21 protein-coding genes and 1 other annotated feature are annotated in these 23,161 nt (G+C 49.4%); of the genes, 18 read left to right on the top strand and 3 right to left on the bottom strand.

Going from position 1 to position 23,161, the window contains the following annotated elements; translation table 11 throughout:
• Window positions 1-220: 220 nt before the first annotated feature.
• The 4 genes from abc-f (at window position 221) to zapA (ending at window position 8,756) form a co-directional block, all read left to right on the top strand.
• A complete protein-coding gene (gene abc-f, locus MUG84_RS16490) occupies window positions 221-2,062 on the top strand; it encodes a ribosomal protection-like ABC-F family protein (protein WP_244726595.1) in 1,842 nt (613 codons plus the stop codon).
• A gap of 114 nt (window positions 2,063-2,176) precedes the next feature.
• Window positions 2,177-2,443, top strand: a binding site (T-box leader).
• Between the two features lie 97 nt (window positions 2,444-2,540).
• Window positions 2,541-3,575, top strand: coding sequence for a phenylalanine--tRNA ligase subunit alpha (pheS, locus tag MUG84_RS16495; protein ID WP_244726597.1), 1,035 nt, complete (start codon window positions 2,541-2,543; stop codon window positions 3,573-3,575).
• Window positions 3,576-3,623: 48 nt separating this feature from the next.
• On the top strand, window positions 3,624-6,074 hold the full coding sequence (gene pheT, locus MUG84_RS16500; protein ID WP_244726599.1) for a phenylalanine--tRNA ligase subunit beta: 2,451 nt from the start codon (window positions 3,624-3,626) through the stop codon (window positions 6,072-6,074).
• 111 nt (window positions 6,075-6,185) lie between these two features.
• Window positions 6,186-8,756 carry a cell division protein ZapA gene (zapA, locus tag MUG84_RS16505; protein ID WP_244726601.1) on the top strand — a complete coding sequence of 857 codons (2,571 nt, stop codon included), beginning with the start codon at window positions 6,186-6,188 and terminating at the stop codon, window positions 8,754-8,756.
• 115 nt (window positions 8,757-8,871) lie between these two features.
• Here zapA and MUG84_RS16510 read toward each other — a convergent pair whose 3' ends face one another.
• Together MUG84_RS16510 and MUG84_RS16515 are read right to left on the bottom strand one after the other, a co-directional pair.
• Window positions 8,872-9,261 carry a cupredoxin domain-containing protein gene (locus MUG84_RS16510; RefSeq protein WP_244726603.1) on the bottom strand — a complete coding sequence of 130 codons (390 nt, stop codon included), beginning with the start codon at window positions 9,259-9,261 and terminating at the stop codon, window positions 8,872-8,874.
• A gap of 340 nt (window positions 9,262-9,601) precedes the next feature.
• Complete coding sequence (locus tag MUG84_RS16515) at window positions 9,602-9,961, bottom strand: phage holin family protein (protein ID WP_244726605.1); 360 nt, start codon at window positions 9,959-9,961, stop codon at window positions 9,602-9,604.
• Between the two features lie 224 nt (window positions 9,962-10,185).
• On the opposite strand from MUG84_RS16515, the gene MUG84_RS16520 reads away from it, so the two are divergent.
• From MUG84_RS16520 to MUG84_RS16535, 4 genes are all read left to right on the top strand, one after another.
• Complete coding sequence (locus MUG84_RS16520; RefSeq protein ID WP_244726607.1) at window positions 10,186-12,552, top strand: endonuclease MutS2; 2,367 nt, start codon at window positions 10,186-10,188, stop codon at window positions 12,550-12,552.
• A gap of 41 nt (window positions 12,553-12,593) precedes the next feature.
• A complete protein-coding gene (locus MUG84_RS16525) occupies window positions 12,594-13,013 on the top strand; it encodes a DUF350 domain-containing protein (protein ID WP_244726609.1) in 420 nt (139 codons plus the stop codon).
• A gap of 125 nt (window positions 13,014-13,138) precedes the next feature.
• A complete protein-coding gene (locus MUG84_RS16530; RefSeq protein ID WP_244726611.1) occupies window positions 13,139-13,693 on the top strand; it encodes a hypothetical protein in 555 nt (184 codons plus the stop codon).
• 101 nt (window positions 13,694-13,794) lie between these two features.
• Window positions 13,795-15,015 (top strand): MFS transporter, encoded by a 1,221-nt coding sequence (locus tag MUG84_RS16535; RefSeq protein ID WP_244726613.1) that lies wholly within the window; start codon window positions 13,795-13,797, stop codon window positions 15,013-15,015.
• Between the two features lie 68 nt (window positions 15,016-15,083).
• Here MUG84_RS16535 and MUG84_RS16540 read toward each other — a convergent pair whose 3' ends face one another.
• Window positions 15,084-16,127: an NAD(P)/FAD-dependent oxidoreductase gene (locus MUG84_RS16540; RefSeq protein WP_244726615.1), complete on the bottom strand. Its 1,044-nt coding sequence runs from the start codon at window positions 16,125-16,127 to the stop codon at window positions 15,084-15,086.
• A 157-nt stretch (window positions 16,128-16,284) separates the two neighbouring features.
• Here MUG84_RS16540 and MUG84_RS16545 point away from each other — a divergent pair, with 157 nt between their 5' ends.
• The 10 genes from MUG84_RS16545 (at window position 16,285) to MUG84_RS16590 (ending at window position 22,945) form a co-directional block, all read left to right on the top strand.
• Window positions 16,285-16,521: a hypothetical protein gene (locus MUG84_RS16545; RefSeq protein ID WP_244726617.1), complete on the top strand. Its 237-nt coding sequence runs from the start codon at window positions 16,285-16,287 to the stop codon at window positions 16,519-16,521.
• A gap of 26 nt (window positions 16,522-16,547) precedes the next feature.
• Entirely contained in the window at window positions 16,548-16,982 is a 435-nt protein-coding gene (locus MUG84_RS16550) for a spore coat protein (RefSeq protein WP_244726619.1), read from the top strand.
• 163 nt (window positions 16,983-17,145) lie between these two features.
• Window positions 17,146-17,646 carry an Lrp/AsnC family transcriptional regulator gene (locus MUG84_RS16555; protein WP_244726621.1) on the top strand — a complete coding sequence of 167 codons (501 nt, stop codon included), beginning with the start codon at window positions 17,146-17,148 and terminating at the stop codon, window positions 17,644-17,646.
• 13 nt (window positions 17,647-17,659) lie between these two features.
• Window positions 17,660-18,871: an aminotransferase class I/II-fold pyridoxal phosphate-dependent enzyme gene (locus MUG84_RS16560; RefSeq protein ID WP_280521356.1), complete on the top strand. Its 1,212-nt coding sequence runs from the start codon at window positions 17,660-17,662 to the stop codon at window positions 18,869-18,871.
• 170 nt (window positions 18,872-19,041) lie between these two features.
• Entirely contained in the window at window positions 19,042-19,308 is a 267-nt protein-coding gene (locus MUG84_RS16565; RefSeq protein WP_244726624.1) for an aspartyl-phosphate phosphatase Spo0E family protein, read from the top strand.
• Between the two features lie 110 nt (window positions 19,309-19,418).
• On the top strand, window positions 19,419-19,958 hold the full coding sequence (locus MUG84_RS16570; protein WP_244726626.1) for a hypothetical protein: 540 nt from the start codon (window positions 19,419-19,421) through the stop codon (window positions 19,956-19,958).
• Window positions 19,959-19,992: 34 nt separating this feature from the next.
• The gene (locus MUG84_RS16575) at window positions 19,993-20,562 is read left to right on the top strand and encodes a cob(I)yrinic acid a,c-diamide adenosyltransferase (RefSeq protein WP_244726628.1); all 570 of its coding nucleotides are present in this window, start codon (window positions 19,993-19,995) and stop codon (window positions 20,560-20,562) included.
• Window positions 20,559-21,593 carry an RluA family pseudouridine synthase gene (locus MUG84_RS16580; RefSeq protein WP_244726630.1) on the top strand — a complete coding sequence of 345 codons (1,035 nt, stop codon included), beginning with the start codon at window positions 20,559-20,561 and terminating at the stop codon, window positions 21,591-21,593. Before MUG84_RS16575 ends, MUG84_RS16580 begins: the two co-directional genes overlap by 4 nt.
• A gap of 5 nt (window positions 21,594-21,598) precedes the next feature.
• Window positions 21,599-21,958 carry an arsenate reductase family protein gene (locus MUG84_RS16585; RefSeq protein WP_244726632.1) on the top strand — a complete coding sequence of 120 codons (360 nt, stop codon included), beginning with the start codon at window positions 21,599-21,601 and terminating at the stop codon, window positions 21,956-21,958.
• A 129-nt stretch (window positions 21,959-22,087) separates the two neighbouring features.
• Window positions 22,088-22,945, top strand: a complete 858-nt coding sequence (locus tag MUG84_RS16590; RefSeq protein WP_244726898.1) for a 5'-3' exonuclease — start codon at window positions 22,088-22,090, stop codon at window positions 22,943-22,945.
• Window positions 22,946-23,161 lie beyond the last annotated feature (216 nt).

The raw sequence follows: 23,161 nt of genomic DNA on the forward strand, positions 1-23,161 counted from the left end.
ACATCCTTATATCGCAAGAAAAACTTCCGCTATACGCGGTCTGTCTTCTGTGAACGTACGTCGATAGATGTTTTTCTTAAGATTATAGAATCTACAAAATTTCAGCGGAGCTGAACCATTCTATAATCGCAAGAAAAACTACATTCAAAAGCGGTCTGTCTTCTGTGAACGTACGTCGATAGATGTTTTTCTTAATTCTGCTCAAAAGGGTGATGCGTATATGATGAACATTGTAAAAACGAAGAATGTTGCCAAAGAATTTAAAGGGAAAACCATCTTTGAAAAGGTGGATTTTGAAATATTTGAAGGAGAAAGGCTTGCTCTGTTCGGTGTGAACGGGGCGGGAAAAACGACACTGCTGAAGGTGCTGACCGGACAGCTGGCGCCCGACCAAGGAACTGTGGAGCGCGGCTTGCCGCTTGCACAGTGGGGAATGATGGAGCAGAGCTCTGAGTCATTGCTGTCCCTGACGACGCTTGCTGCGGCCGGCTTCGACAGCGGGGAACTGTGGGAATTGAAGCAGAGAATTAGCAGGCTGGAAAAAGAGCTCGCGGATCCTGCCGCTTCAGAGAATGGTCGGCTGCTCGAGGCGTATGGCCAAACGATGGAGCGTTATGAACAGCTGGATGGCTTCCAGTGGGAGGTTGAGGTTGAGAAGGTGCTTACCATGCTGAACATCGGGGAGGAATTATGGCAGGTTCCTTTTGCCGATTTAAGCGGCGGGCAGAAGACGAGAGTCAGACTTGCGGCCCTACTCGTTAAGCGTCCGGCATTTCTGCTGCTGGATGAGCCGACAAATCATCTGGACGAGGACAGTATGAACTGGCTAGAACAATGGCTGAATCGTTACGAAGGCACCGTGCTGTTCGTGTCTCATGACCGGACCTTCCTGGACCATGTCGCGACGGGGATCTGTGAATTGTCCAGTACCGGCGTCAAGAAATACAAAGGCAGCTACACGGATTACAAGCGGGAGAAAGAGCGGGAGCTGCGGGAGCAGGAGACGCTCTACAAAAAGCAAAAACAGGCGAAGGAAGCGTTGGAGGAATCGATCCGGCGTTATCAGGAATGGTTTATCCGCGCCGATGGCTCTGCCCATAAAAACACGGAGACCAAAGCTGCCACTCCTTTTTATAAAGCGAAGGCGAAGAAAAACATATCCAGATACCATGCCAAGCAGAAGGAACTGGAGCGGCTAGAGCAGGAAAGCGTGCAGAAGCCGCGCGAGGCCGCCAAAATTAGCATGCAGCTGGGAGATGGAGGTTTTGCGGCCCGAGTCCTCCTGCGTCTGGAACAAATATCGTTCGCTTATGAAGAGATGGAGCTGTTCGAGGGACTCGATTTATTGTTATCCCGGGGAGACCGGATGGCGCTTAGAGGACCTAACGGAAGCGGCAAATCAACGCTGCTGAAGCTGGTTCTCGGCGAACTTGAGCCGGACCAAGGCAGGATTTGGGTTCATCCGGGCGTAAGCACGGGGTACTTTTCACAGGAGCTTGAAGGCTTAAGGGAGGATGAGACGCTGCTGGACAGCCTGCTTCGCCTGCCTGATATGACAGAGACGAATGCGCGCACGATCCTGGGCTGCTTCCTTTTTTCCAGAGAGGATGTGTTTAAGCGCATCGGCGATCTCAGCATGGGCGAGAAATGCCGGGCAGCGTTCGTGCAGCTCTATTTCAGTGGTGCCAATCTGCTGGTACTGGATGAGCCGACGAACTATCTCGATATTTCGACCCGCGAGGTCGTGGAGGAAGCGCTAGCTGCATATCCAGGGGCTCTGATGGTGGTTTCTCATGACCGCATGCTCGTCCGCAAGCTGGCCAACCGGCTCCTGACGCTTTCCCCGGAGAAAGAGCCGGAGGTGTTTGAAGGCACGGTGGAGGAAGAAGAGGAACGTTTGGCGAGGCATGGCGGCGTAATCAAGGAGGAAACGGACCGGGAGAACCGGAGGCTTGCGATGGAATGGGAAGTGGCAAGGCTGCTCGGCATCGAGGATCCGGAAGGTAGCGAGGAGCGCATTCGGGAAATTCGGCTGCTTCGCAAAGAATTGGAGAGCCTGTAAACATCCGGCAAACAAACCATGGATGACTTGCCAGAGCCGCCTTTTTTACTTATAATAGTTGACTATAGTGTGCAACATGAATATAACGTCATATGATGTGCTTCAATCAACAATTCAAATGCCATGATGGAGACAAGTAAGCAGTGCCACTTTACAGGGAGGAGACGCCGTAGATTGAGAGCGTTTCTACAGTAACAGGCTGCCGAAATTCCCTCCGGAGCAGTTCCCTGAACCTTTTGTCCGAACGATCGGCAGGTGGCAGTAGGGGATACCGGTCTTCGTACCGTTACAACGATCAAAGTGAGAGCAGGCTTCGTTTGCCCGGCACCGGGCGGCATGCTGTTCTAACAAGGGTGGTACCACGGTCTTTTCGTCCCTTTCCGGGAGAAAAGGCCTTTTTTGTTTTTCATTGGATCGCTTCCAACAGCCGGGGAGACGATTATGGGTACGTTTTATTTTGAGAAGGAGGCAGGAAGAGATGAAGGAAAAACTCGAAGCGCTGCGGCAGGAGGCACTAGATCAGCTGCAGGGAGTAGAGGATGTGCAGCAGCTGAACGATCTGCGCGTCAAATATTTGGGCAAAAAGGGTGCGCTGACTGAAATTTTGCGGGGCATGGGCGCATTGAGCGCAGAAGAACGTCCGGTCATCGGTCAGGTTGCCAATGAGGTGCGCGGTGCCATCGAAGAGGTGATCGAATCCAAGCAGGAAGCATTCCAGAAGGCCGAAACCGAGAAGCGCCTGCAGGCGGAAAAAATCGACGTGACGCTGCCAGGACGCAAAATGACGCAAGGCGGCATTCATCCGCTGAACAAGGTCATTGAGGAGATCGAAGAAATTTTCATCGGAATGGGCTATCATATTGCCGAAGGTCCCGAAGTGGAAACGGATTATTACAACTTCGAAGCGCTGAATTTGCCGAAGAACCATCCGGCTCGCGATATGCAGGATACCTTCTATATCACGGAAGAGCTGCTCATGCGTACGCAGACTTCCCCGGTGCAAATCCGCACGATGGAAAAAATGCAGGGCGAAGTGCCTGTTAAAATCATCTGCCCGGGCAAAGTATACCGCCGTGATGATGATGATGCCACGCATTCTTTCCAGTTCAACCAGATTGAAGGCCTCGTCATCGGCGAAAATATCCGCATGAGCGATCTGAAAGGCACGCTGCTGCAATTCGTTCAGGAAATGTTCGGTCCGAGCACCCAAATTCGTCTCCGTCCAAGCTTCTTCCCGTTCACGGAGCCAAGTGCGGAAGTAGATGTAACCTGTGTAAAATGCGGTGGCAGCGGCTGCCGGATGTGCAAGCATACCGGATGGCTGGAAATCTTAGGCTGCGGCATGGTGCATCCGAAGGTACTCGAAATGGGCGGCTATGATCCGGAAAAATACAGCGGCTTTGCATTCGGCATGGGCGTGGAGCGGATCGCGATTTTGAAATACGGCATTGATGATATTCGTCATTTCTATAACAGTGATATGGCATTCTTGAAGCAGTTTGCCCGCAAGTAAACGGATCGGAAGCGCTAAGCGAATAAGGAAAGAAGGAAGGGACCCGGGATGAAAGTATCAACAGAATGGTTAGCGGACTATGTGTCGCTTGAAAATGTGGCAGCCGAGGAACTGGCTGAGCAAATTACGCGTGCGGGAATCGAAATCGACGAGATTGAAAACCGCAACAAAGGAATTACCAAAGTCGTTGTCGGCTATGTGAAAAGTAAAGAAAAGCATCCGGATGCGGATAAGCTTAACATTTGCATCGTGGACGCCGGTCAGGAAGAAGAGCTTCAAATTGTCTGTGGCGCCAAAAACGTAGATGCAGGCCAGAAGGTGCCTGTGGCATTGGTGGGAGCGAAGCTTCCTGGTGGTCTGGATATTAAAAAAGCCAAGCTGCGTGGTGTGCTATCACAAGGCATGATCTGTTCAGCTAAAGAGCTGGGCATGAATGATAAGCTGCTGCCGAAGGAACAGCAGGAAGGCATTCTGGTACTGCCGGAATCGACGCAGATCGGTATGCCGATCACGCAGGTGCTGGGTTTGGATGATGAGGTACTGGAATTCGATCTCACTCCGAACCGTTCCGACTGTCTGAGCATGATTGGAGCGGCCTATGAGGTTGGAGCCATTCTCGGCCGCGACGTGAAGCTGCCGGTTCCTGAGAAGGAGCTTGTGGAAGTTAGCGATGCGGCTGCCGACCATATTTCAGTAAAAGTCAGCTCTCCAGAGCATTGCAGCCATTATGCCGCCAGATATATTACTGGCGTCAAAATCGGCCCATCTCCGCTGTGGATGCAAAATCGTTTGATGGCTGCAGGCGTGCGTCCAATCAACAATATCGTCGATATTACCAACTATGTGATGCTGGAATACGGTCAGCCGCTGCATGCGTTTGACGCAGATCAGCTGACGAACGGAGCTATTGACGTCCGTCTTGCCAAGGAAGGCGAAACCTTGGTAACGCTGGACGGCCAGGAACGCAAGCTGGAGCCTCACATGCTTCTGATCACCGATGGTGTGAAGCCTGTCGGCCTTGCCGGCGTGATGGGCGGACTCAGCTCCGAAGTGACGGACAGCACAGTGAACATCCTGCTGGAATCGGCCAAATTTGATGGCGGCACTGTCCGCAAAACCTCCAGACAGCTTGGACTTCGCTCAGAAGCAAGCCTGCGTTTTGAGAAGGAAGTAGATCCAAGCGCGATCATTCCGGCTCTGAATCGTGCGGCTGGGCTAATCGCCCGCTATGCAGCTGGAGCCGTCCACAAAGGCATTGTGGAATCCGGTACTGCTGCTGTGGAAGACAAGGTGATCGTGCTTTCCTTCGACAAGCTGAACCGCTTCCTCGGCACAGATCTGTCGATGCTTGAAGTGAAAACCATCTTCAGCCGTCTGCACTTCAGCTGTGCTGATACCGCGCAGGGGGTTCTGGAAGTTAAGGTTCCTACGCGCCGCGGCGATATTACGAGTGACGTGGATCTGATTGAAGAGATCGCCCGCTTGTACGGATATGACAACATTCCGACGACGGCGATCGAGGGACCGACGACTCCGGGCGCGTATACGAAGCCGCAGGCTATGCGCCGCGATGTACGGAAATTGTTTACGCATGGCGGATGGCAGGAAGTGATTAGCTACTCCTTCACGCATCCGGATCTGACAGCCCTGTTCCCGGCTCTTACTGAAGGAAGCCATGCCATCAAGCTGGCTATGCCTATGAGCGAGGAGCGCAGCGTGCTTCGCACCAGCATCATTCCGCAACTTCTGGATGTAGCGGCATACAATGCGAACCGCAAGCAGCATGACCTTGCATTGTTCGAGATAGGCAATGTATTCTATAGTAAAGAGGAGCAGTTGACGGCTCAGCCTAAAGAGATTCCGGTATTATCACTTCTGCTATGCGGTAACCGAGGGCAGAAGCAGTGGAATCAAACGCCGGAAGTAGTGGATTTCTTCGATCTGAAAGGTGCCCTGGAAACCTTAATTGAGTATCTTGGACTTCAGGATTCAGTGAACTATGTGGCCAACCAGCCGCAGGGATACCATCCTGGCCGTTCGGCATCCATATACTTGACCAAGGGCGGCGGCGAACAGCTGTTGATCGGCACGCTGGGTCAGGTTCATCCGCAACTGCAACAGGACCGCGGCATCGGTGATGTGTATACAGCGGAAATTCTGCTTCAGCCGCTTTATGATCATGCAGGCGAAGATATCCGTTACCGCGAGCTTCCTCGCTTCCCGGCTTCCGAGCGTGATATCGCTGTGGTCGTTGACGAGAGCGTCGAGGCGGGAGCGATGCTGTCCATCATTCGTGAAGCAGCCGGTGAATTGCTGCAGTCCGTCCAAGTATTCGATGTGTTCACAGGCAGCAAGCTAGGTGAAGGCAAGAAGAGCGTTGCCATTTCCACGGTGTACCGCCATAACGAGCGTACGTTGACGGATGAAGAGGTTTCATCCGCGCATGCAGCCGTTGTCAGCCAGCTTGAGCAAACTTTTCATGCGGAATTGAGAAAATAGCAGGAATTGAATGAAGTCACATCGAATCCATGTACATAATGATTCGATGTGGCTTTTTTGCGAAAATAACAGACATCTCAGAGTCAACAACATATGAAGGAGGGCACAACTGTGACTACACCTGATCGTACACGTGTCACCGTGGAAATCTACGGTACTACTTATAAACTGGTAGGCAGCAGTGCCGACTATATGAAAAAGGTTGCCACTTATGTCGATGAGCGAATGAATTTAATATCCAAAAGCCATTCCCGGCTGGATACGCCTAAGTTGGCCGTATTGGCTGCCGTACATATGGCTGAAGAAGCGATCCAGATGCAGGTTATCCAGAGCGAAGTCAAGATGCTGACCGGGGAGCGAAGCGAACTGCGGAGTGAGCTGGCGGCGCTTCAGGCATCCCGGGCCGAGCAGCAGGAGCTGTATGCGAAGCTGCAGGAAGAACATGCATCGGGCATGAGGGAGAAGGAAGAGCTTAGTAAGCAGTGGGGGGCGGAGAAGGCAGCCCTTTTGAAGCAGCTCGAAGATACGAAGGCTTCACTGTCGGGAGAGCTGCAGAAGACGCGGACGACTTTGGGGAAGGAACTCGAAGATACCCGTGCTTCGCTGAAAAAGGAAACGGAAATGAAGGAGTCCCTGCAACGTAAGGAGAAGCAGGTCGCCGAGCAGCAGCAGCGGGACAAGCAGTCGCTCGAGGCACGGCATAAAGCAGCGATTCAGGAGCTTGAACGCGGGCACGCTGCCGCGCTTCAGTCGGCGCAGCAGAAGCACCAGGAAGTCTTGAAGAATACGGAAGCGAAACATCAGACCGTACTTAAGGAATCGCAGCAGAAATATGAAGCTTCCCAGCAGGACGCTGAGAAGAAGCATCAGGCAGCACTTGCCGGACTGAACAAGCAGCTGGATGAACTCCGGGGAGGAAGCTCCCAGCTGCAAGGCAAGCTCCGTAGTCTTCAAGAGGAGCTGCAGCAGGCTAAGAATGCATACGCCAAGCTGCAGGAACAGCATCAGGCAGCTCTGAAGAAGGAGGAAGTCTCCCAGACAGAACTGAAGACGCTAAGGGAGCAGCAGGTCCGCCTGAACGGACAGATCAGCCGTCTGAAGGAAGAAGCTGCCCATTCGGAAGAGGAACAGCGCCGGATGCAGAAGCTGCTTGAGGAATACAGCGCTTCTTCTGCCAAGCAGAAGTCAGAGCTTGAGAAGCTTACGGCTGAGTCAGCTTCCTGGCGCAGCCAGGTGGATAAGCATAAGGAAGAGATCGGTGAGCTCGAGATGCGCGTGCTTGAAGCGGGAGAACAGAATGATACGCTTGAAGCCGGCATGAAGACGCTCCATGATGAGCTCAGCGTTTTGAAGGATCAAGCAGAAGCAGAGACGACGAGAGCCGCTGCCGCGGAGCAAAAATCTGTGGAGCTGCAGCAAAAGTTCGAAGAACAGCAGCAGCTGATTGATTCGCAGAGCAAGAAGCTTGAAGATCTGGATGAGACGCTGCAGCTGCAGGAGCTTTCGATTGAAGAACAGAAGGAACTTCTCGTCGAGAAGGAAAAGCAGCTGCGGGAGTATGAGGCCGCACTCGAGTCGAATGAGGCGACGGTACAGCAGCTACAGCAGTCCTTGAAGGAGAAGGGGAACCGTCAACGACAGCTTGAGCAGGCATTAGAGGCAAGTGGAGTACAACATCTCGAGTTGCAGCAGACGCTAGAGGCAAGCGAATTGAAATCTCTGGAGCTTCAGCAGACGTTAGACGCAGCCGAATCCCAGTATCAGGAGCTTCAGCAGGCAGCAGAGCAGAAAGAATCGCATCTCCTGAATCTTCAGAAGTCTATGGAAGAGAAAGAAGAGCTGTACCGGAAGCTGCAGCGGCAGCATGGTGAGATCCTGCAGCAGCATGAGGTGCTGAAAGATCAATATGACTTGCATATGCTGGAGCATGAAGAACTGCAGGGCAGCATCGCGGAAAGCAGCCGGAAATACGAACAGCTGAGCGCGGAGCTTGCGGAGCGTGAATCGGCTTATCAGGAAGCCAAACGCCAGTTCAAGGAATCCGAACAAAAATATTCCGATATGGACCGGCTCTATCAAGAGCAGGTAAAACAATACGAACACTTGAAAGAGCAGTATCATGGTCTGCAAAAGCAGTATGATGAGCTTCAGCAGAAGGGCAGCGATATGAAACGTCAGCAGGAGGACGCTGAACTTGAGTACCTGATGGTACTGGAGGAGAAGGAGCATGCACTGCGGAAGGTGAATGAACTGGCCCGGATGCTGGATGAAGCTGCAGGCCGAGAGAATGAACAGCGTGAGCTGTTGCGCGAAAGCGAGCTTTCGATGCAGACCTACCAGGAAAAGCTGGAGGAAATGATGAACCGCCAGGACAACTGGAGCAGCAGGGAGCAGCAGCTTCATGACGAGCTGGAGGAATGGAGACGCCAAATTGCTGCAGGTGAGGACCAGCTGGGCAAGCTGCAAAGCGAGAAGGAGCAAGCGGCTGCTGAGCTTCGCGAGGTCGGCGAGAATTTCGAGCTGATAGCGCATCAATACCGATTGCTGCAGGCGGAGCTTGAGATCCAGCAGGAGAAGACGGATAAGCTGCAGGAAGAACACAGCCAGCTCCAAGATGAGTATTCCAAGCTTCAAACGGAGTACAACGAATGGATCGAATTGATTGAACAGGATCAAAGCTGATCGTTGTCTCAGGACAGATTTTAAAAAATCCCCTCATAGACCAAAAGGTAGGAACAGATCGGTCGTTCCTTCTTGACGGTCTATGAGGGGATTTGTTGTCTGCCGCGCAGGTGGACTATTCGTCTACGATCACTTTGGCGAGCATGGCCGTATGTCCCGTACCGCAGTAAACGGAGCAGGTCATATCAAAGGTACCGGCTTTCTCCGGAGTTACCACTTTAGATTTATGTTTACTGTCTAGCTGCAAATCAAGAGCAGGAATCAATACACCATGAGTACCTGCTTCATTTACGAACGTAATTTTGACGGGAACACCTTTTTTAAGATGATATTCTTGTTTATCAAAAGCATAGTTGGTCGCTTTAATGACCAGCTCTTCACTGGGGGCAACACCTGTGTCGCTGACACCGCTGCTTGCAGTCGAAGCGTCTTCCTTTTCTCCTCCACAAGCGGACAGCACCAGGAGAAGCATACAGGAAAGAGCAAAAGCAATGGTCTTTTTCATCGTGACCCTCCTCAAAACATTAATTTTTTGTGACAATTCTAGTAGTCATCATACCCTAAAAATGGAACTCCGGAACATTCCTGTTTTGAATAATTAGTGAATTAGTGAATTGATCGCACGTCGATACGCCATTACATATATGAGGCGGGGATTATTTTCAAAATATTTACATATAATAGGTGTGTTTGTCTTTTCTTTAAGATATAATGATAATCATATTCCATCTGATCCACGACAGGCTGCGAATGAAACACCCCCTGTTCCATGGGAACAGGGGGTGTTTTTTTGAGAGTATGCCACCACTTAGCGGTATAGCTTGTCCGTTATGTTTGGCAGGTTTTTAGGTTCTGGTTGTATCTTTACCTGCACTGAACGGCGTGACTGGAACAAATAGGTCGACGATCCCGATGACGAGCGCGGCAAGAACGGCACCAAGGATTGTGATATGAACGCCTCCAACAATGAACTGGGCGACGTATATCACCAGTGCACTAACTACAAAGCCGATAATGCCTCGACCAAACGGCGATATTCCTTTGCCGAAGATTCCTTCAACAGCCCAGCCAAGCAGAGCAATAACCAGAGCCAGCAGGAGCGCGCTCCAGAATCCGCCAACAGAGAATTGCGGAATGATCCAGCCGACCACCATAAGTACAATCGCCGAAACGATAAATCGTACAACATGACCTAAAAAATTCATGCATTTGGCCTCCTTTTGCTTAGAAGATACTTTGATAAATCATTTCATAATGCGTCTGCCTCATTCATTATGAAATGAATTCTATATGCAACGTTTATTGTATTCAATTCGTGAAATCTTATGTATCCGGGTTGACGATTTTTAGCGGAATTGTAACGCAAATGGCGAAGGCGCGGCGGTTTCGTATATAATAAAGGCATTGTATGAGAGGAGTAGTGAAATTCTTGGACGATAAAATTTTGCACACACTGGAATACCGCAAGATTTTAAATAAATGCTCCAGTTATACCCAGACCTCCATGGGGAAGCAAATAACGGAAAACTTGAAACCGGATACGGATCTTGAAGCCGTCAAACGGCTGCTTCAGGCGACTGATGAGGCTTATACGGTGGAGCGGCTGAAGGGTACGCCTTCTTTTGGTGGGATCAGTGATATTTCCGGTGCATTGAAACGGGCAAAAATCGGAGGGACTTTAAGCCCCCATGAATTGCTCTCGATTGGCAACACGACGTATGGTTCCAGACGGATCAAACGTTTTATCACGCAAATGAACGAAGATGAGCCGTTAAAGCTTTTGCCCAGTATCAGCGAAAATATATCGGAGCAAAAACCGCTTGAGGATACCATCAAAGCTTGCATATCGGAAGAAGCCGATGTACTGGATTCGGCAAGCTCAGAGCTTGCCCAAATCCGGCGTGAGCTCCGCTCCGGCGAAGCGAGAATTCGTGAAAAGCTGGATAACATGATCCGCTCTTCGTCCGTAGCCAAGATGCTGCAGGATCAGCTGGTTACCATTCGCGGCGACCGGTTTGTTATTCCTGTCAAGGCAGAATACCGTTCTTATTTCGGTGGTATTGTACATGACCAGTCCGGCTCCGGTGCGACTTTGTTCATTGAGCCTGAATCCATTGTGGCCATGAATAACAAGCTGCGCGAGACTCGGATGAAGGAAGAACGCGAAATCGAAGTTATTTTGCAAAAGCTGACGGCGTTGGTTGGTGATCAGGCTGACCTGCTGCTGTTCGATCTGGATTTGATTGGCCAGCTTGACTTCATTTTTGCCAAAGCTAGATTGGCCCACGTCATGAAAGCGACTTTGCCAAAAATGAATGACCGGGGATATTTAAAACTCCGCAAGGGACGTCATCCCCTGATCGCAATGGACAAGGTGGTTCCGATCGATGTCGAGCTTGGCAATTCGTATACGTCCATTATCGTTACAGGTCCGAATACGGGTGGTAAAACGGTAACGCTGAAGACGATCGGTCTCCTTAGCCTCATGGCGATGTCGGGTCTGTTTGTACCGGCGGAGGAAGGCAGCCAGCTGTGCGTATTTGATGCCATTTTTGCGGATATCGGCGATGAGCAAAGCATTGAGCAGAGCCTCAGTACCTTCTCAAGCCATATGACCAACATTATTCGCATTTTGAAAAATATGACACCCAAAAGCCTTGTACTTCTGGATGAAGTCGGTGCGGGTACTGATCCGGCCGAAGGCTCGGCGCTTGCGATTTCGATTCTGGAGCATATACATCAGACGGGCTGCCGCATGGTCGCGACGACTCACTACAGTGAGCTGAAGGCGTATGCTTATGAACGGAAAGCGGTCATTAATGCAAGTATGGAGTTTGATGTCAATACCCTAAGTCCGACTTACCGGCTGCTTGTCGGGGTGCCAGGCCGAAGCAACGCGTTTGCGATTGCCGAACGTCTCGGACTTCCGAATCAAATTCTGGATTTTGCCCGCGGGGAAGTAAATGAAGAAGATCAGCGCGTCGAGCATATGATCGCCTCCCTCGAGGAAAACCGTCTGGGCGCTGAAGTGGAACGAGAGCATGCGGAAAAGCTCCGCCAGGAAATGGAGCAGCTGCGCACCAAACACCAGCAGGAGCTGGAGAAGCTCGAGGAGCAGCGTGACCGTCTGATTGATAAGGCGAAGGCAGAGGCGAAAGAGGTTATTGCCAAAGCCAAGCGAGAAGCGGAGGAAATCATCAGCGATTTGCGACAGCTCGCTAAAGAAGAAGGTGCTTCTGTCAAAGAGCATAAACTTATTGCCGCTCGCAAAATGTTGGATGAAGCCGAACCGCAGCAGCGAAAGAAAACTCCGTCACGGAACAAGGCAAAAACTCCACGCAAGATTGAAGCAGGCGACGAGGTTATGGTCTACAGCCTCAACCAGAAGGGCAGCGTGGTTGAGCTGGCAGGCTCGAAGGAAGCGGTCGTGCAGCTCGGCATTATGAAGATGAAAGTCAGTCTGGATGATCTGGAGCTGGTTCAAACCCATGAAGCGGTAGCCAAACAGGCTCAGCGCCAAGCAACGACGGTGAAGCGGACGCGTGACGATAACATTCGGAGCGAGCTGGATTTACGGGGAGCGAATCTTGAGGAAGCTTTGATTGAAGTTGACCGGTTTATTGACGAAGCCTTCCTGGGCAATCTGGGACAAATCTATCTGATCCATGGTAAAGGTACAGGCATACTTCGAAGTGGTATTACGGAATACCTTCGGAAGCATAAGCATATCAAAAGTTTCCGTCTGGGCAACTACGGTGAAGGCGGTACAGGTGTAACCGTAGCAGAACTGAAATAAAAGAGCATACATCTCAGTCATAAATGAAGGAGGTCAGAGATATGAAAAGTTGGGTTGATCATCTGCTGGCCCATCCGCTGGGAATGTTAATTGGTTATTTCTCGGTGGCGATCTTGGGTTTGATTATATTTTTGTATCTGTTTGAGCTGGTCGCCAGGTATAACAGCTGGAAGGAGATCCAAAGCGGCAATGTTTCAGTCTCTCTAGCAACAGGCGGTAAAATATTTGCCATTTGCAATGTGATGAGATACAGCATTGAAGGGAAAACCAATATTTACGATACAATGAAGTGGGCGTTTTTCGGCTATATTTTGCTGTTTGCGGCTTACCTGCTGTTTGAGTTTTTAACTCCCCTCTTTTCTGTTGATGAGGAAATACGTAAGGATAACCGGGCGGTAGGGATCCTCTCGATGCTCATTTCCGTTTCGCTGTCATATGTGATCGGGGCCTGCATTTTTTGACTTATGATAAGGTTTTTTCTGGGAGGAAGGCATGAAAAATCTGTCGAGAGTTTTATTTGTTGCGGCTGTAATCTTTTTTACAGTCGGCATTCTTTATTTAAAGAAACATTGAGGAGATGATGGCAATGGATACCACTGTGTGCCCATGGTGCCAGACCGAGATTGTCTGGGATGAAGAGATTGGACCTGAAGAGAATTGCCCTTACTGTATGAATGAACTAAAGGGATACCGTACCTTAAACATACAAATCGGCGATGAAGAAGAGAATAACGAAGAGCAACCGGACTGGGTAGAAGATGGAGAAGAAGGGGATGACACGTCATTCTGGGCGCAAGAGGATATGCAGCATCATCTTCCGCCATCCATACGGACCTTGGATAAATTCGAGGAAAGCCATGATCTGATGAATTACGAGGAAAACGTTGAAAAGATTCTGGATGAACAGGAAGAAGTACCGGAATGTCCAAAATGCCGCGACTACATGATCCTGGCTGGGACGCAGGAAATCACGGATCAGGGTTTTGTTCCAACGCAATTTAGCGCCCTTAAGGCTCCGGTCATCAAGCCCCCTTTCCGGTTAAATATGTATATCTGCACAGGCTGCTTCCACGTTGAAAGCAATCTGACTGAGGAAGATCGTCTGCGGATGGTCGATCATTTGAGCCGCGAGAAGGCCTAACACTTATAAACAGAAAATGAGGCTGCCATTTTTTAAAAATGATATCCCTTTCTTTGGGGCATGTTAAGACGGAGCATGTCCGGCTATCCGAGGGGGGAATTATGAAAACGACGGCACATTTAGACCGCCAATCGCTGCTTTTACTGGCCGTTGATGGGTTGATCGTTCTGGCGGCAGCCCTTTCCGGCACCTTTTTGAATGTATACTTATGGAAAAGCAAGCAGGATTACACCATGATAGGCTGGTTTACCGTAGCCCAGCAGATTGCCGTAGGCCTTACTTTCTGGGTGGGCGGCAAATGGGTTAAGGAATACAATAAGATGAACGCCCTGCGCGTGGGAATTGTCCTATCAGGTGTGTTTTATCTTCTGGTGCTATGGGTCGGTTCGGATATCATACACTGGATTTGGCCGCTGGGGCTTTTGCTTGGCATCTCGACGGGGCTTTTCTGGCTTTCATTTAATGTGGTTTATTTCGAAGTGACAAACCGTGAGAATCGGGATTTGTTTAATGGCTGGGTCGGACTGCTGGGCTCGATTACTGGAATTATTGGGCCTTGGTTTTCAGGGCTTCTGATCACGTGGCTGAAGGGTGACAGGGGATACCGGCTCATATTTACCATCTCAATGGTAATTTACGCCTTATGTGTAGTGCTCAGCTTTTTCCTCAAAAAGAGGAAGAACGGCAGCAATTATCACTGGATGGAACCCATTACTCAGCTGAGGAGCAAAGGCAGCCCATGGCGTCTAATGGCTCCGGCGCTTGTTGCGCAAGGGGTCCGTGAAGGTGTGTTCGCTTTTCTGATCGGTTTGCTGGTGTACGTAGCTACGAAGCAGGAGGCTAAATTAGGACAATTCACGTTAATTACGTCCGCTATATCTCTTCTGACATACTGGCTTGCCGGAAAATGGTATAAGCCTCAATACAGAAGTCCGGGGATGCTTGTCGGAGCGCTTTTATTGTGGATTGTCATTTTGCCTCTTCTTTGGAAAACGAGCTATGGGACTCTTCTGATTCTTGGCATCGGGTCTTCGATTTTTATGCCGCTGTATCTTCTGCCGATGATCTCATCGGGCTTTGACCTCATGGGGACCAGCAACGAAACGGTGGAAAAACGGGTTGAGCTTGTCGTACTACGTGAGCTCAGCCTAATGGTCGGCCGGCTTTTGGGGACCTTTATTTTTATCGCCGTGTTGATGATAAGCAAAGCGCCGATGACGATTACGGTACTGATGCTGATTCTTGGCTCATCACCGATTGTCGGCTGGATTTTCGTACGAAAGCTGCTGAAGGCGGAAAAGTCGGCCATAACAAACAAATAGCATGATAAGATTGACTTGAAATACGAAAAGCAGGCGATGTCAGCGGATGACGTTGCCTGCTTTTATTTTTAGTGAATCGTTAAAGAGTTAGACGGGGAGGGTTTGCTACTCCGCTGAAGAGAGAACATGTTCAATTCCGGCCGCGGCCGGCCCCTCAGCTCATCCGTCAGCAAATTAGCAGCGACCATGCAGCAGACGGTGCCGTTGCCGCCGTAAGCCTCGATAAAATAACAATTCGGATAGCCCGGATGCGTGCCGATCATCGGCATTCCGTCATGAGTCGTGCCGAAGATCGAAGCCCACGCGTAATCGGTCTCGAGTCGGCTGTACCTTGGAAAGAGCTTGCGGATTTCGTTCAGCAAAACTTCGCTCTGATGAAGGATGCGGCCTTCGCGTTTTTCGGCAGGTGGGGGAGCCTCGTCCAGCCCGCCCGCTATGATGCGGTTGTCCGGCGTCGTTCGCATATAGAGGTAAGGCCTCGCCGTTTCCCAGATTAGACAACGCTCATGCCAATCCAAGAAATCTTCGACGGGGTTGGTCAATATCGCATAAGAAATGTTGATCACGGCGTTTCTGTCTTTTTTCATATCCTGGGTTTCATAGCCCATCGTAAATACCACTTTTTTCGCGATCGTGGCCTGGTTCCAGTAATCCACCTTGAAACCGTATTTTCTAAGCGTTTGATACTCCTTTTGGAGCATCTCTGCGTCGTTCTCGTTGCTGGCAAAGTAAAGGCTGCTGCGTGGAATGAACTCTGGGCTCGCCGAAAGCTTGCTGCAAAGTTCCTTAAGCTGATAAACGCTTTGCTCGCAATATTGGTAGAAGGTGACGGCAATATCCTCGCCGAAGGTATGGATCATGGAAGTCAGCGTTTTGTCGTTTGAATATTGAAGCAAGCCGGTATTGGCAGCCGAGCTTCCGCCTCCGATTTTTCTTTTGTCGATGAGTATCGTATCGATTCTCTGTTCCGTGAGTTTATACGCTAGTATAGCACCGCTCATTCCTCCCCCTACGACGAGGCAATCGCATTCCAGGGCTTGATCCAGCGCAGGATATTCAGGTACAGGTTTTAGTGTGTGAGGCCATGCCGGATTTCCGCTGTTCAAAATCATCGTATTTTGCTCCTTTCCCTCATCCAGCCTCATTTGCCCTCAAATGCTCTCATTTCAGTATTTGTCAATCAAAAGCCGTTTATCGGTGTACACATAGAAAAAAAAGCACGGGACATAATATGCATGAGTTAAACATCCCCAGAGGAGGCAAAAACAGATGCAATCCGGTCAAATGCAAGCCGTTACGGCCAAAGAGCTCGAGTATATTGTCGATTCAATTTCCAACGAAGATTTGCTGATCAAGCAGTGTGCGGCAACTGCTGCTACCAGCCAAAATCCAACGATTCAGAATGCCTGCCAGCAGTACATCCGTTCTATGGATCATCATTTGGAGATGCTGGTCCAAGCTCTGCAGCAGCACCAGTCGCTGGCACCTAACCAGCCCCAACAATAATTTCATTATGGGAGGTACGCCGAAACATGAACATGAACTATCAAAACCAAAACCAGAATCAAACCCAAAATCAAAGTAACTCAGCATTCATGCAGGATGAGGACCTGCTCTATACCATCCTCTCGGATTTGAAAAGAACGGTGAGAGAATATACAACAGCGACGACCGAGGCTTCCTGTCCAACGGTGCGTCAGATGTTTACACAGATGACCAACGACACGCTCCGGATGCAAGGCGACCTGTACAATCTGATGAAGCAGATGAACATGTACTCGACTTCTTCCCCAGCGCTCCGTCAGGACGTGGACAAGCAGATCCAGGATGCCCGCAATACGCAGCAAAAATGCCGTCAATTCGTTCAGCAAAAAACAAGCGGCATGGGACAATCCGCGCAGGCTTCGCAAATGCAGGCTTCGCAAATGCAGCCTCAGCAAAACGCTCAAAATCCTTATTTCATGTAAAAAATAAAGCATGGCACATTTTTACCGTCTCAAATTCGGCCCACGCCGGGGAGACGGTTTTTCTTTGCATGCTTCATAAAGTATTGTAATATTAGTATTAATCTCTTTCCCGGGTATGACATGTTCTGTAAGGAACCCGTGAAATGAATGCTGGAGGATGCTGATGAGTGAACTGACTGAATTGAAACTAAAAGTCCTCGATCTATTGAATGAGGACGCGAGACGTTCTCCCCTACTTCTCTCTACACTGCTCGGTGTGGAGGAGGAAGCGGTGAAAGAGGCGATTGCCGAGCTTGAAGCGGACCATGTCATTGTAAAATATGCGGCCGTGGTAAACTGGAGCAAAATTGAAGAAGAAACGGTTACAGCGCTTATTGAGGTACAGATTACCCCTGAACGCGGACGCGGTTTTGAAGGGATTGCGGAGCGTATTTATTTGTATCCGCAGGTCAAATCCGTTTATTTGATGTCCGGAGCCTATGATTTGCTCGTCGAAGTGGAAGGCCGCAACTTAAGAGAAGTGGCGAATTTCGTATCCGAGAAGCTATCGCCGATCGATTCGGTATTGTCTACGAAAACCAACTTTATTTTGAAAAAATATAAACAAGACGGAATTATTTTTGAAGACCGAGAAGAAGATAATCGTCTTATAGTCTCACCGTAAAGGAAGATGTGTGATGATCGTGAACGAAGATACCAAACAGCAGCAAGTCAAATCAATGGAATCTTACTTATCCCCACTGGTCCGAAATATGCCGCCTTCCGGAATCCGCAAGTTTTTTGATCTGGCGAACGGAAGCAAGGATATCATCACGCTCGGCGTAGGCGAACCTGATTTCACGACTCCCTGGCATGTCCGGGAGGCTTGTGTTTATTCCCTGGAGCGCGGAGTGACAGCATATACTTCCAATGCGGGAATGATCGAACTGCGTGAAGCGATTTCGGATTATTTGCATGATAGCTTTCATGTGGCTTACGATCCGAAGGACCAGATCATCGTTACGGTTGGCGGCAGCGAAGCCATCGATCTGGCCTTGCGTGCACTTATTGTTCCAGGAGACGAAATTCTGATTCCGGAGCCTTGTTATGTACCCTATTCCCCAATCACCTCGATCAGCGGCGGCGTGCCTGTAGGTATCGAAACTTTTGCCAAGGATGATTTCAAGCTAACAGCGGAATCGCTGGAAGCGAAAATCACACCGAAATCGAAGGTATTAATTCTGTGCTATCCAAGTAATCCGACCGGGTCCATCATGACCTACGAAGATTGGCTTCCGATTGCGAAAGTCGTGGAAAAGCATGATCTCATCGTCATTTCCGATGAAATCTATGCCGAACTGACCTATGATCAAAAGCATGTCAGCTTTGCATCGATCCCGGGGATGAAGGATCGTACGATTCTCGCCAGTGGTTTTTCCAAGGCCTTCGCGATGACAGGTTGGCGAATGGGATATGTCTGCGCTCACCCAGAAATTATTTCGGCTATGCTTAAAATCCATCAATATACGATCATGTGCGCTCCGGTGATGGGCCAGGTTGCTGCCCTTGAAGCGCTCAGAAACGGTATGGAAGAGAAAGACCGGATGATCGAATCGTACAACCAACGCCGGCGGTTGATCGTTCAAGGCTTTCATGATATTGGGCTTGAGTGCCATGAACCTAAAGGCGCATTTTACGCCTTCCCAAGCATTGCCTCTACTGGGCTCAGCTCCGACGAGTTCGCTCAAAGGCTGCTGCTCGAAGCAAGAGTCGCTGCTGTTCCTGGTACGGCATTCGGTAACGGCGGCGAAGGATTTCTCCGGTGCTCCTATGCAACTTCCGTTGCCCAATTAACCGAGGCGCTGGACCGGATTGGCAAGTTTCTTCACAAGCTTACACAGGAGTCATAAATGAATCATAATTACAGGATGAACTGGGGCAATGGAGCTTCAGTTCATTCTTTTTAGAGGTTTATTCTGTTTTTAGAATAAATTAACAAAAATTTCACTTTCTTTTATAAACTTGTATGTTATAATTTTACTTCGGGAGAAACAAAAGACTTGCCAGGGAGGGATTACCTTTGTTTTGTGCTGAATATGATCTGCCATCGTATCGCGGTGACTACATTGCCGAAGGTAATGAGAGCGGTGATTGGTTAACCAAAACGACGGATTCTTTGAAGGATCTATCCTTGGAAGATGAAATTTTGATGCTCCGCATGAAGATGGAACAGATATTTTTACAGGAACAGTCGTTCACTTCAGAAATCGTTATCGAAATCAGCAGTCTGCTGGATTTGAAGATTAACGAATATATGAAATTAAGTCCTAAGAAAAATAAAGCCTAAGTACATAAAGAAGCTTACCCCCTCGGCTAAAAGACCGCAGGGGGTTGTTTATTTGTCTCTCTTATGTATGATATATTGAACCTATTGGGCGAATAGAGGAGGAGCATAGATTGAAGGCATACGGTAAACTGATGTTGGTTATATTTGCTGTTTTTATGCTTGCAGGTTGTGGGGAAGGCGAGAAACCCGATGTGTCTGTTTTTATGATTGACCAACATTCTGATCCGTCAGAAGTAGTAGAGCCGCTCAAGAAAACGCTTCAGGACAAGCTTGGTCAAGGTGTGAAGCTCGAAGTATTTGCAAGTCCCTTGTATAATCCGCAGAAGCTGATGGTCGAATATGCTGCGGGCGATCATGATATTATGATTTTGCCTGAAGAGGATATGAAGAACTACGGCAAGCTTGGCGGAAATCTGGCGCTGGATAATTATTTCGATCCGAAAGCGTATCCAGACGGCGTCTTTGCGAGCAAGGAAGAGAAGGAAGATAAAACGATTGATAATACAGAGCATCTGTACGGTATACCAGTGAAGCAGTTGAAGGTTTTCAAGGATCTGAAATACACGCCGGATAAACTGTTTGTGACCATTCCAGTCACTTCGAAACATGTGGACAATGCGGTGAAAGCGATTAAGGCGATGACAGAGTAACGAGGTAACTACAAAGGGAGGTTCAATCCAAACAATGAAAGTATATACAAGAACGGGCGATGAGGGCCTGACATCCGTCATCGGAGGACGAGTATCTAAGGACGATCTGCAAGTGGAAGCTTACGGTACCATCGATGAGCTAAACAGCTACGTCGGGCAGGCTGTCAGCCTTATGGAAGGTGAAGCTTTTGAAGATTTGCGGCAGAATCTGCTGGAAATCCAGCATGAGCTGTTTGACTGCGGAGGGGATCTTGCCTTTGTCAAACTAAGTGAGAGCAGATATAAAGTGACTGCCGAAATGGTGGAGCGGCTGGAGCGCTGGATGGATGCTTATGAGGAAGAAAATCCGAAGCTTGAGCGTTTTATCTTACCGGGAGGGACTCTGCTGTCGGCCACCCTGCATGTGTGCAGAACCGTATGCCGCCGGGCGGAACGCAGAGTGGTTACCCTGGGACAAACCAAGGAGATTAATCCGGATGTCCGCCGTTATCTGAACCGTTTGTCGGATTATTTCTTTGTGATTGCCCGCACGGCTAATGCCCGCAGCAGCGTTCCGGATATAGAGTACATCCGCAGCCAAAAGGTGTTCGGCAACAAGAAATGACATCCTATTATCCACCTATTACGTATATCATTCCCGAAGCAGAGGACAGCTGGCTGCTCAAGACCATCCTGGCCCGGCGCATGCATGTATCAAGGAAACTGCAGTCCAGGCTGAAGCTGACGGAACAAGGCATCATGCTAAACGGGCAGAGAGTATACATCAGTGTAAAGGTCAGAACCGGCGATGTGGTGGAAATCCGAATGGAGAAGGAGACTTCTGACGATATTTTGCCGCAGCCGATCCCTTTTGAAATCCTTTACGAAGACGAGCATATCCTGATTGTGAATAAAGAAGCGGGGATGATCGTCCATCCCACACATGGCCACTACACAGGCACACTGGCAAACGGGGTTGTGTATTATTGGCTTCAAAAAGGGGAAGCGTACCGCTTCCGCGCTGTGCACCGTCTGGATCAGGAAACGACCGGCGTGCTTGCTATCGCCAAAAATCCATATGTGCACCAGCATATTTCCGAACAGATGATCCATAACCATGTAGACAAGAAATATTTGGCGATGGTCCATGGAATGCCAAATCCGCAGCAGGGAGAGATCAACGGACCGATCGACAGGGACCCTGAGGAACCTCACCGCCGGATTGTTACGCCAGACGGGTATCCGTCGCTAACGAAATATAAGGTGCTGCAAAGCTGGGAACAGGGATCACTAGTCGAGCTTAAGCTGGAAACGGGGAGAACGCATCAAATCCGTGTACATATGACAAGCATCGGCTGCCCACTGATCGGCGATAAGCTGTATCGGCATCCGATTTATCATGAGCTGGCGGAGACAATTAGTTCGGTCCAAGCGAAAGAAGATCTACAAGACCTTTTGCCGGAAAATGCATGGCAAATCGTACTTCTGGACGATTCTATTCCGCGCCAGGCGCTGCATGCTTTTGAGCTGTCCTTTGAGCATCCGGTGACGCATGAAAAGATGACTTTTGAGGCGCCGCTGCCAGAGGATATGGCAAAGCTGCAGCATCAATTGGAATCTGGAAGCTTGACATCTAAATACAACAAAGAGAGTTGACTGCAATGAGCAAACTTCAAGTGTATCAATATCCTAAATGCGGTACCTGCCGCAGCGCTGTCAAATGGCTTCAGGCTCATGGGCATGAACTGGAGCTTCATCATATTATGGAAGAGCCTCCCAAGCCCGAGGTGTTAGCAAATTTGGTTAAGCTGAGCGGGCTTCCGCTCAAGAAGTTTTTTAATACTAGCGGAGAGGTTTATAAGGAACTAGGCCTGAAAGACAAGCTTTCTTCCATAGATGAGGAGGAGCAAATCAAGCTGCTGTCATCCAATGGCAAACTGATTAAACGTCCGCTTGTAACAGATGGAAGCAAAGTGACAGTTGGTTTTAAAGAGGACCTGTATGAATCCGCTTGGGGATAACAGGAAAGAGCCCAAAAGCTCCCCGGAGTTGTGATATACTAGAGGCGTAAATGGCCGACCCTGAAAAGGGAATAGGGCAGACAAGGGGAGAAACGAAGATTGATACCTAATGATAAACGCCAATCCGTTATGCTGGTTGATGGAATGGCATTATTATTCAGAGCATATTATGCGACCGCTACAAGCGGATATATTCGCCGTACGAAGTCAGGAATTCCGACCAATGCGATTTACGGGTTTATACGTTATTTCTGGGATGCCGTTCAAAAATTTGACCCAAGCCATGTGATCTGCTGTTGGGACCTCGGAGGCTCAACCTTCCGCGGACAGCAGTTCTCCGCATATAAAGGAAATCGTCCGGAAGCTCCCGACGATCTGGTGCCGCAGTTTTCCATTATCCTAGATGTGATGGACAGCATGGGTGTACCGAATATCAGCGCCGAAGGGTACGAAGCCGATGATTGCATCGGCACGCTGGCGACGCAGTTCAGCAAGGATATGGACGTTATGATTTTATCCGGCGATCATGATCTACTGCAGCTGGTGAGTGATCGCACAACGGTCATTATTATGAAAAAAGGCCATGGCAATTATAAAGTTTATACTCCGCAGTCCTTGTATGAAGAGAAGCAGCTTCATCCGCGTCAGATTATCGACGTGAAAGCCTTGATGGGTGATGCGAGCGACAATTATCCGGGAGTTCGCGGCATCGGTGAGAAGACGGCCCACAAGCTGGTTCAGGAATATGGATCGGTTGAGGGTATTCTGGATCATCTGGATCAGCTGTCGAAAAGCGTTCGTACCAAAATCGAGACGGACCTGGATATGCTGCATCTGTCCCGCAAGTTGGCGGAAATCCACTGCTCCGTGCCTGTAGCGTGTGGACTGGAAATCTGCGAGCTGTCGCTTGACGAGAAAACGGTGGCAGATAAATTCGAAGAGCTCGAGATGAAGAGTCTGTGTAACTTGCTTGGAGTCGTAGTCTAAGTTTTGAAAATGAAGAATAATTGATCATCGCCGGAGATGCTGGCATCACGCTGGCATTTCTTTATTTATATGCCATTTCGAGGGCGATTGAATCCGGTGAATATGCGCATCCGAATTGACTTTTTTTGAAGAACTGGGCTATAATGCCCGTGGCTAAGGATAGAATTCATACTTGATACCTCATGAGAACAAACACAATGAGAAGGTGCAGGAGGG

Source organism: Paenibacillus mangrovi, assembly GCF_022898935.1.
GTDB lineage: Bacteria > Bacillota > Bacilli > Paenibacillales > Paenibacillaceae > Paenibacillus_AQ > Paenibacillus_AQ mangrovi.

What these genes read in the sequence shown, in the direction of transcription:
- abc-f (WP_244726595.1), top strand. Translation starts at nt 221, where the DNA reads ATGATGAACATTGTAAAAACGAAGAATGTTGCCAAAGAATTTAAAGGG.
- pheS (WP_244726597.1), top strand. Translation starts at nt 2,541, where the DNA reads ATGAAGGAAAAACTCGAAGCGCTGCGGCAGGAGGCACTAGATCAGCTG.
- pheT (WP_244726599.1), top strand. Translation starts at nt 3,624, where the DNA reads ATGAAAGTATCAACAGAATGGTTAGCGGACTATGTGTCGCTTGAAAAT.
- MUG84_RS16510 (WP_244726603.1), bottom strand. Translation starts at nt 9,261, where the DNA reads ATGAAAAAGACCATTGCTTTTGCTCTTTCCTGTATGCTTCTCCTGGTG.
- MUG84_RS16515 (WP_244726605.1), bottom strand. Translation starts at nt 9,961, where the DNA reads ATGAATTTTTTAGGTCATGTTGTACGATTTATCGTTTCGGCGATTGTA.
- MUG84_RS16525 (WP_244726609.1), top strand. Translation starts at nt 12,594, where the DNA reads ATGAAAAGTTGGGTTGATCATCTGCTGGCCCATCCGCTGGGAATGTTA.
- MUG84_RS16530 (WP_244726611.1), top strand. Translation starts at nt 13,139, where the DNA reads ATGGATACCACTGTGTGCCCATGGTGCCAGACCGAGATTGTCTGGGAT.
- MUG84_RS16535 (WP_244726613.1), top strand. Translation starts at nt 13,795, where the DNA reads ATGAAAACGACGGCACATTTAGACCGCCAATCGCTGCTTTTACTGGCC.
- MUG84_RS16540 (WP_244726615.1), bottom strand. Translation starts at nt 16,127, where the DNA reads ATGATTTTGAACAGCGGAAATCCGGCATGGCCTCACACACTAAAACCT.
- MUG84_RS16545 (WP_244726617.1), top strand. Translation starts at nt 16,285, where the DNA reads ATGCAATCCGGTCAAATGCAAGCCGTTACGGCCAAAGAGCTCGAGTAT.
- MUG84_RS16550 (WP_244726619.1), top strand. Translation starts at nt 16,548, where the DNA reads ATGAACATGAACTATCAAAACCAAAACCAGAATCAAACCCAAAATCAA.
- MUG84_RS16555 (WP_244726621.1), top strand. Translation starts at nt 17,146, where the DNA reads ATGAGTGAACTGACTGAATTGAAACTAAAAGTCCTCGATCTATTGAAT.
- MUG84_RS16560 (WP_280521356.1), top strand. Translation starts at nt 17,660, where the DNA reads ATGATCGTGAACGAAGATACCAAACAGCAGCAAGTCAAATCAATGGAA.
- MUG84_RS16575 (WP_244726628.1), top strand. Translation starts at nt 19,993, where the DNA reads ATGAAAGTATATACAAGAACGGGCGATGAGGGCCTGACATCCGTCATC.
- MUG84_RS16580 (WP_244726630.1), top strand. Translation starts at nt 20,559, where the DNA reads ATGACATCCTATTATCCACCTATTACGTATATCATTCCCGAAGCAGAG.
- MUG84_RS16585 (WP_244726632.1), top strand. Translation starts at nt 21,599, where the DNA reads ATGAGCAAACTTCAAGTGTATCAATATCCTAAATGCGGTACCTGCCGC.
- MUG84_RS16590 (WP_244726898.1), top strand. Translation starts at nt 22,088, where the DNA reads ATGCTGGTTGATGGAATGGCATTATTATTCAGAGCATATTATGCGACC.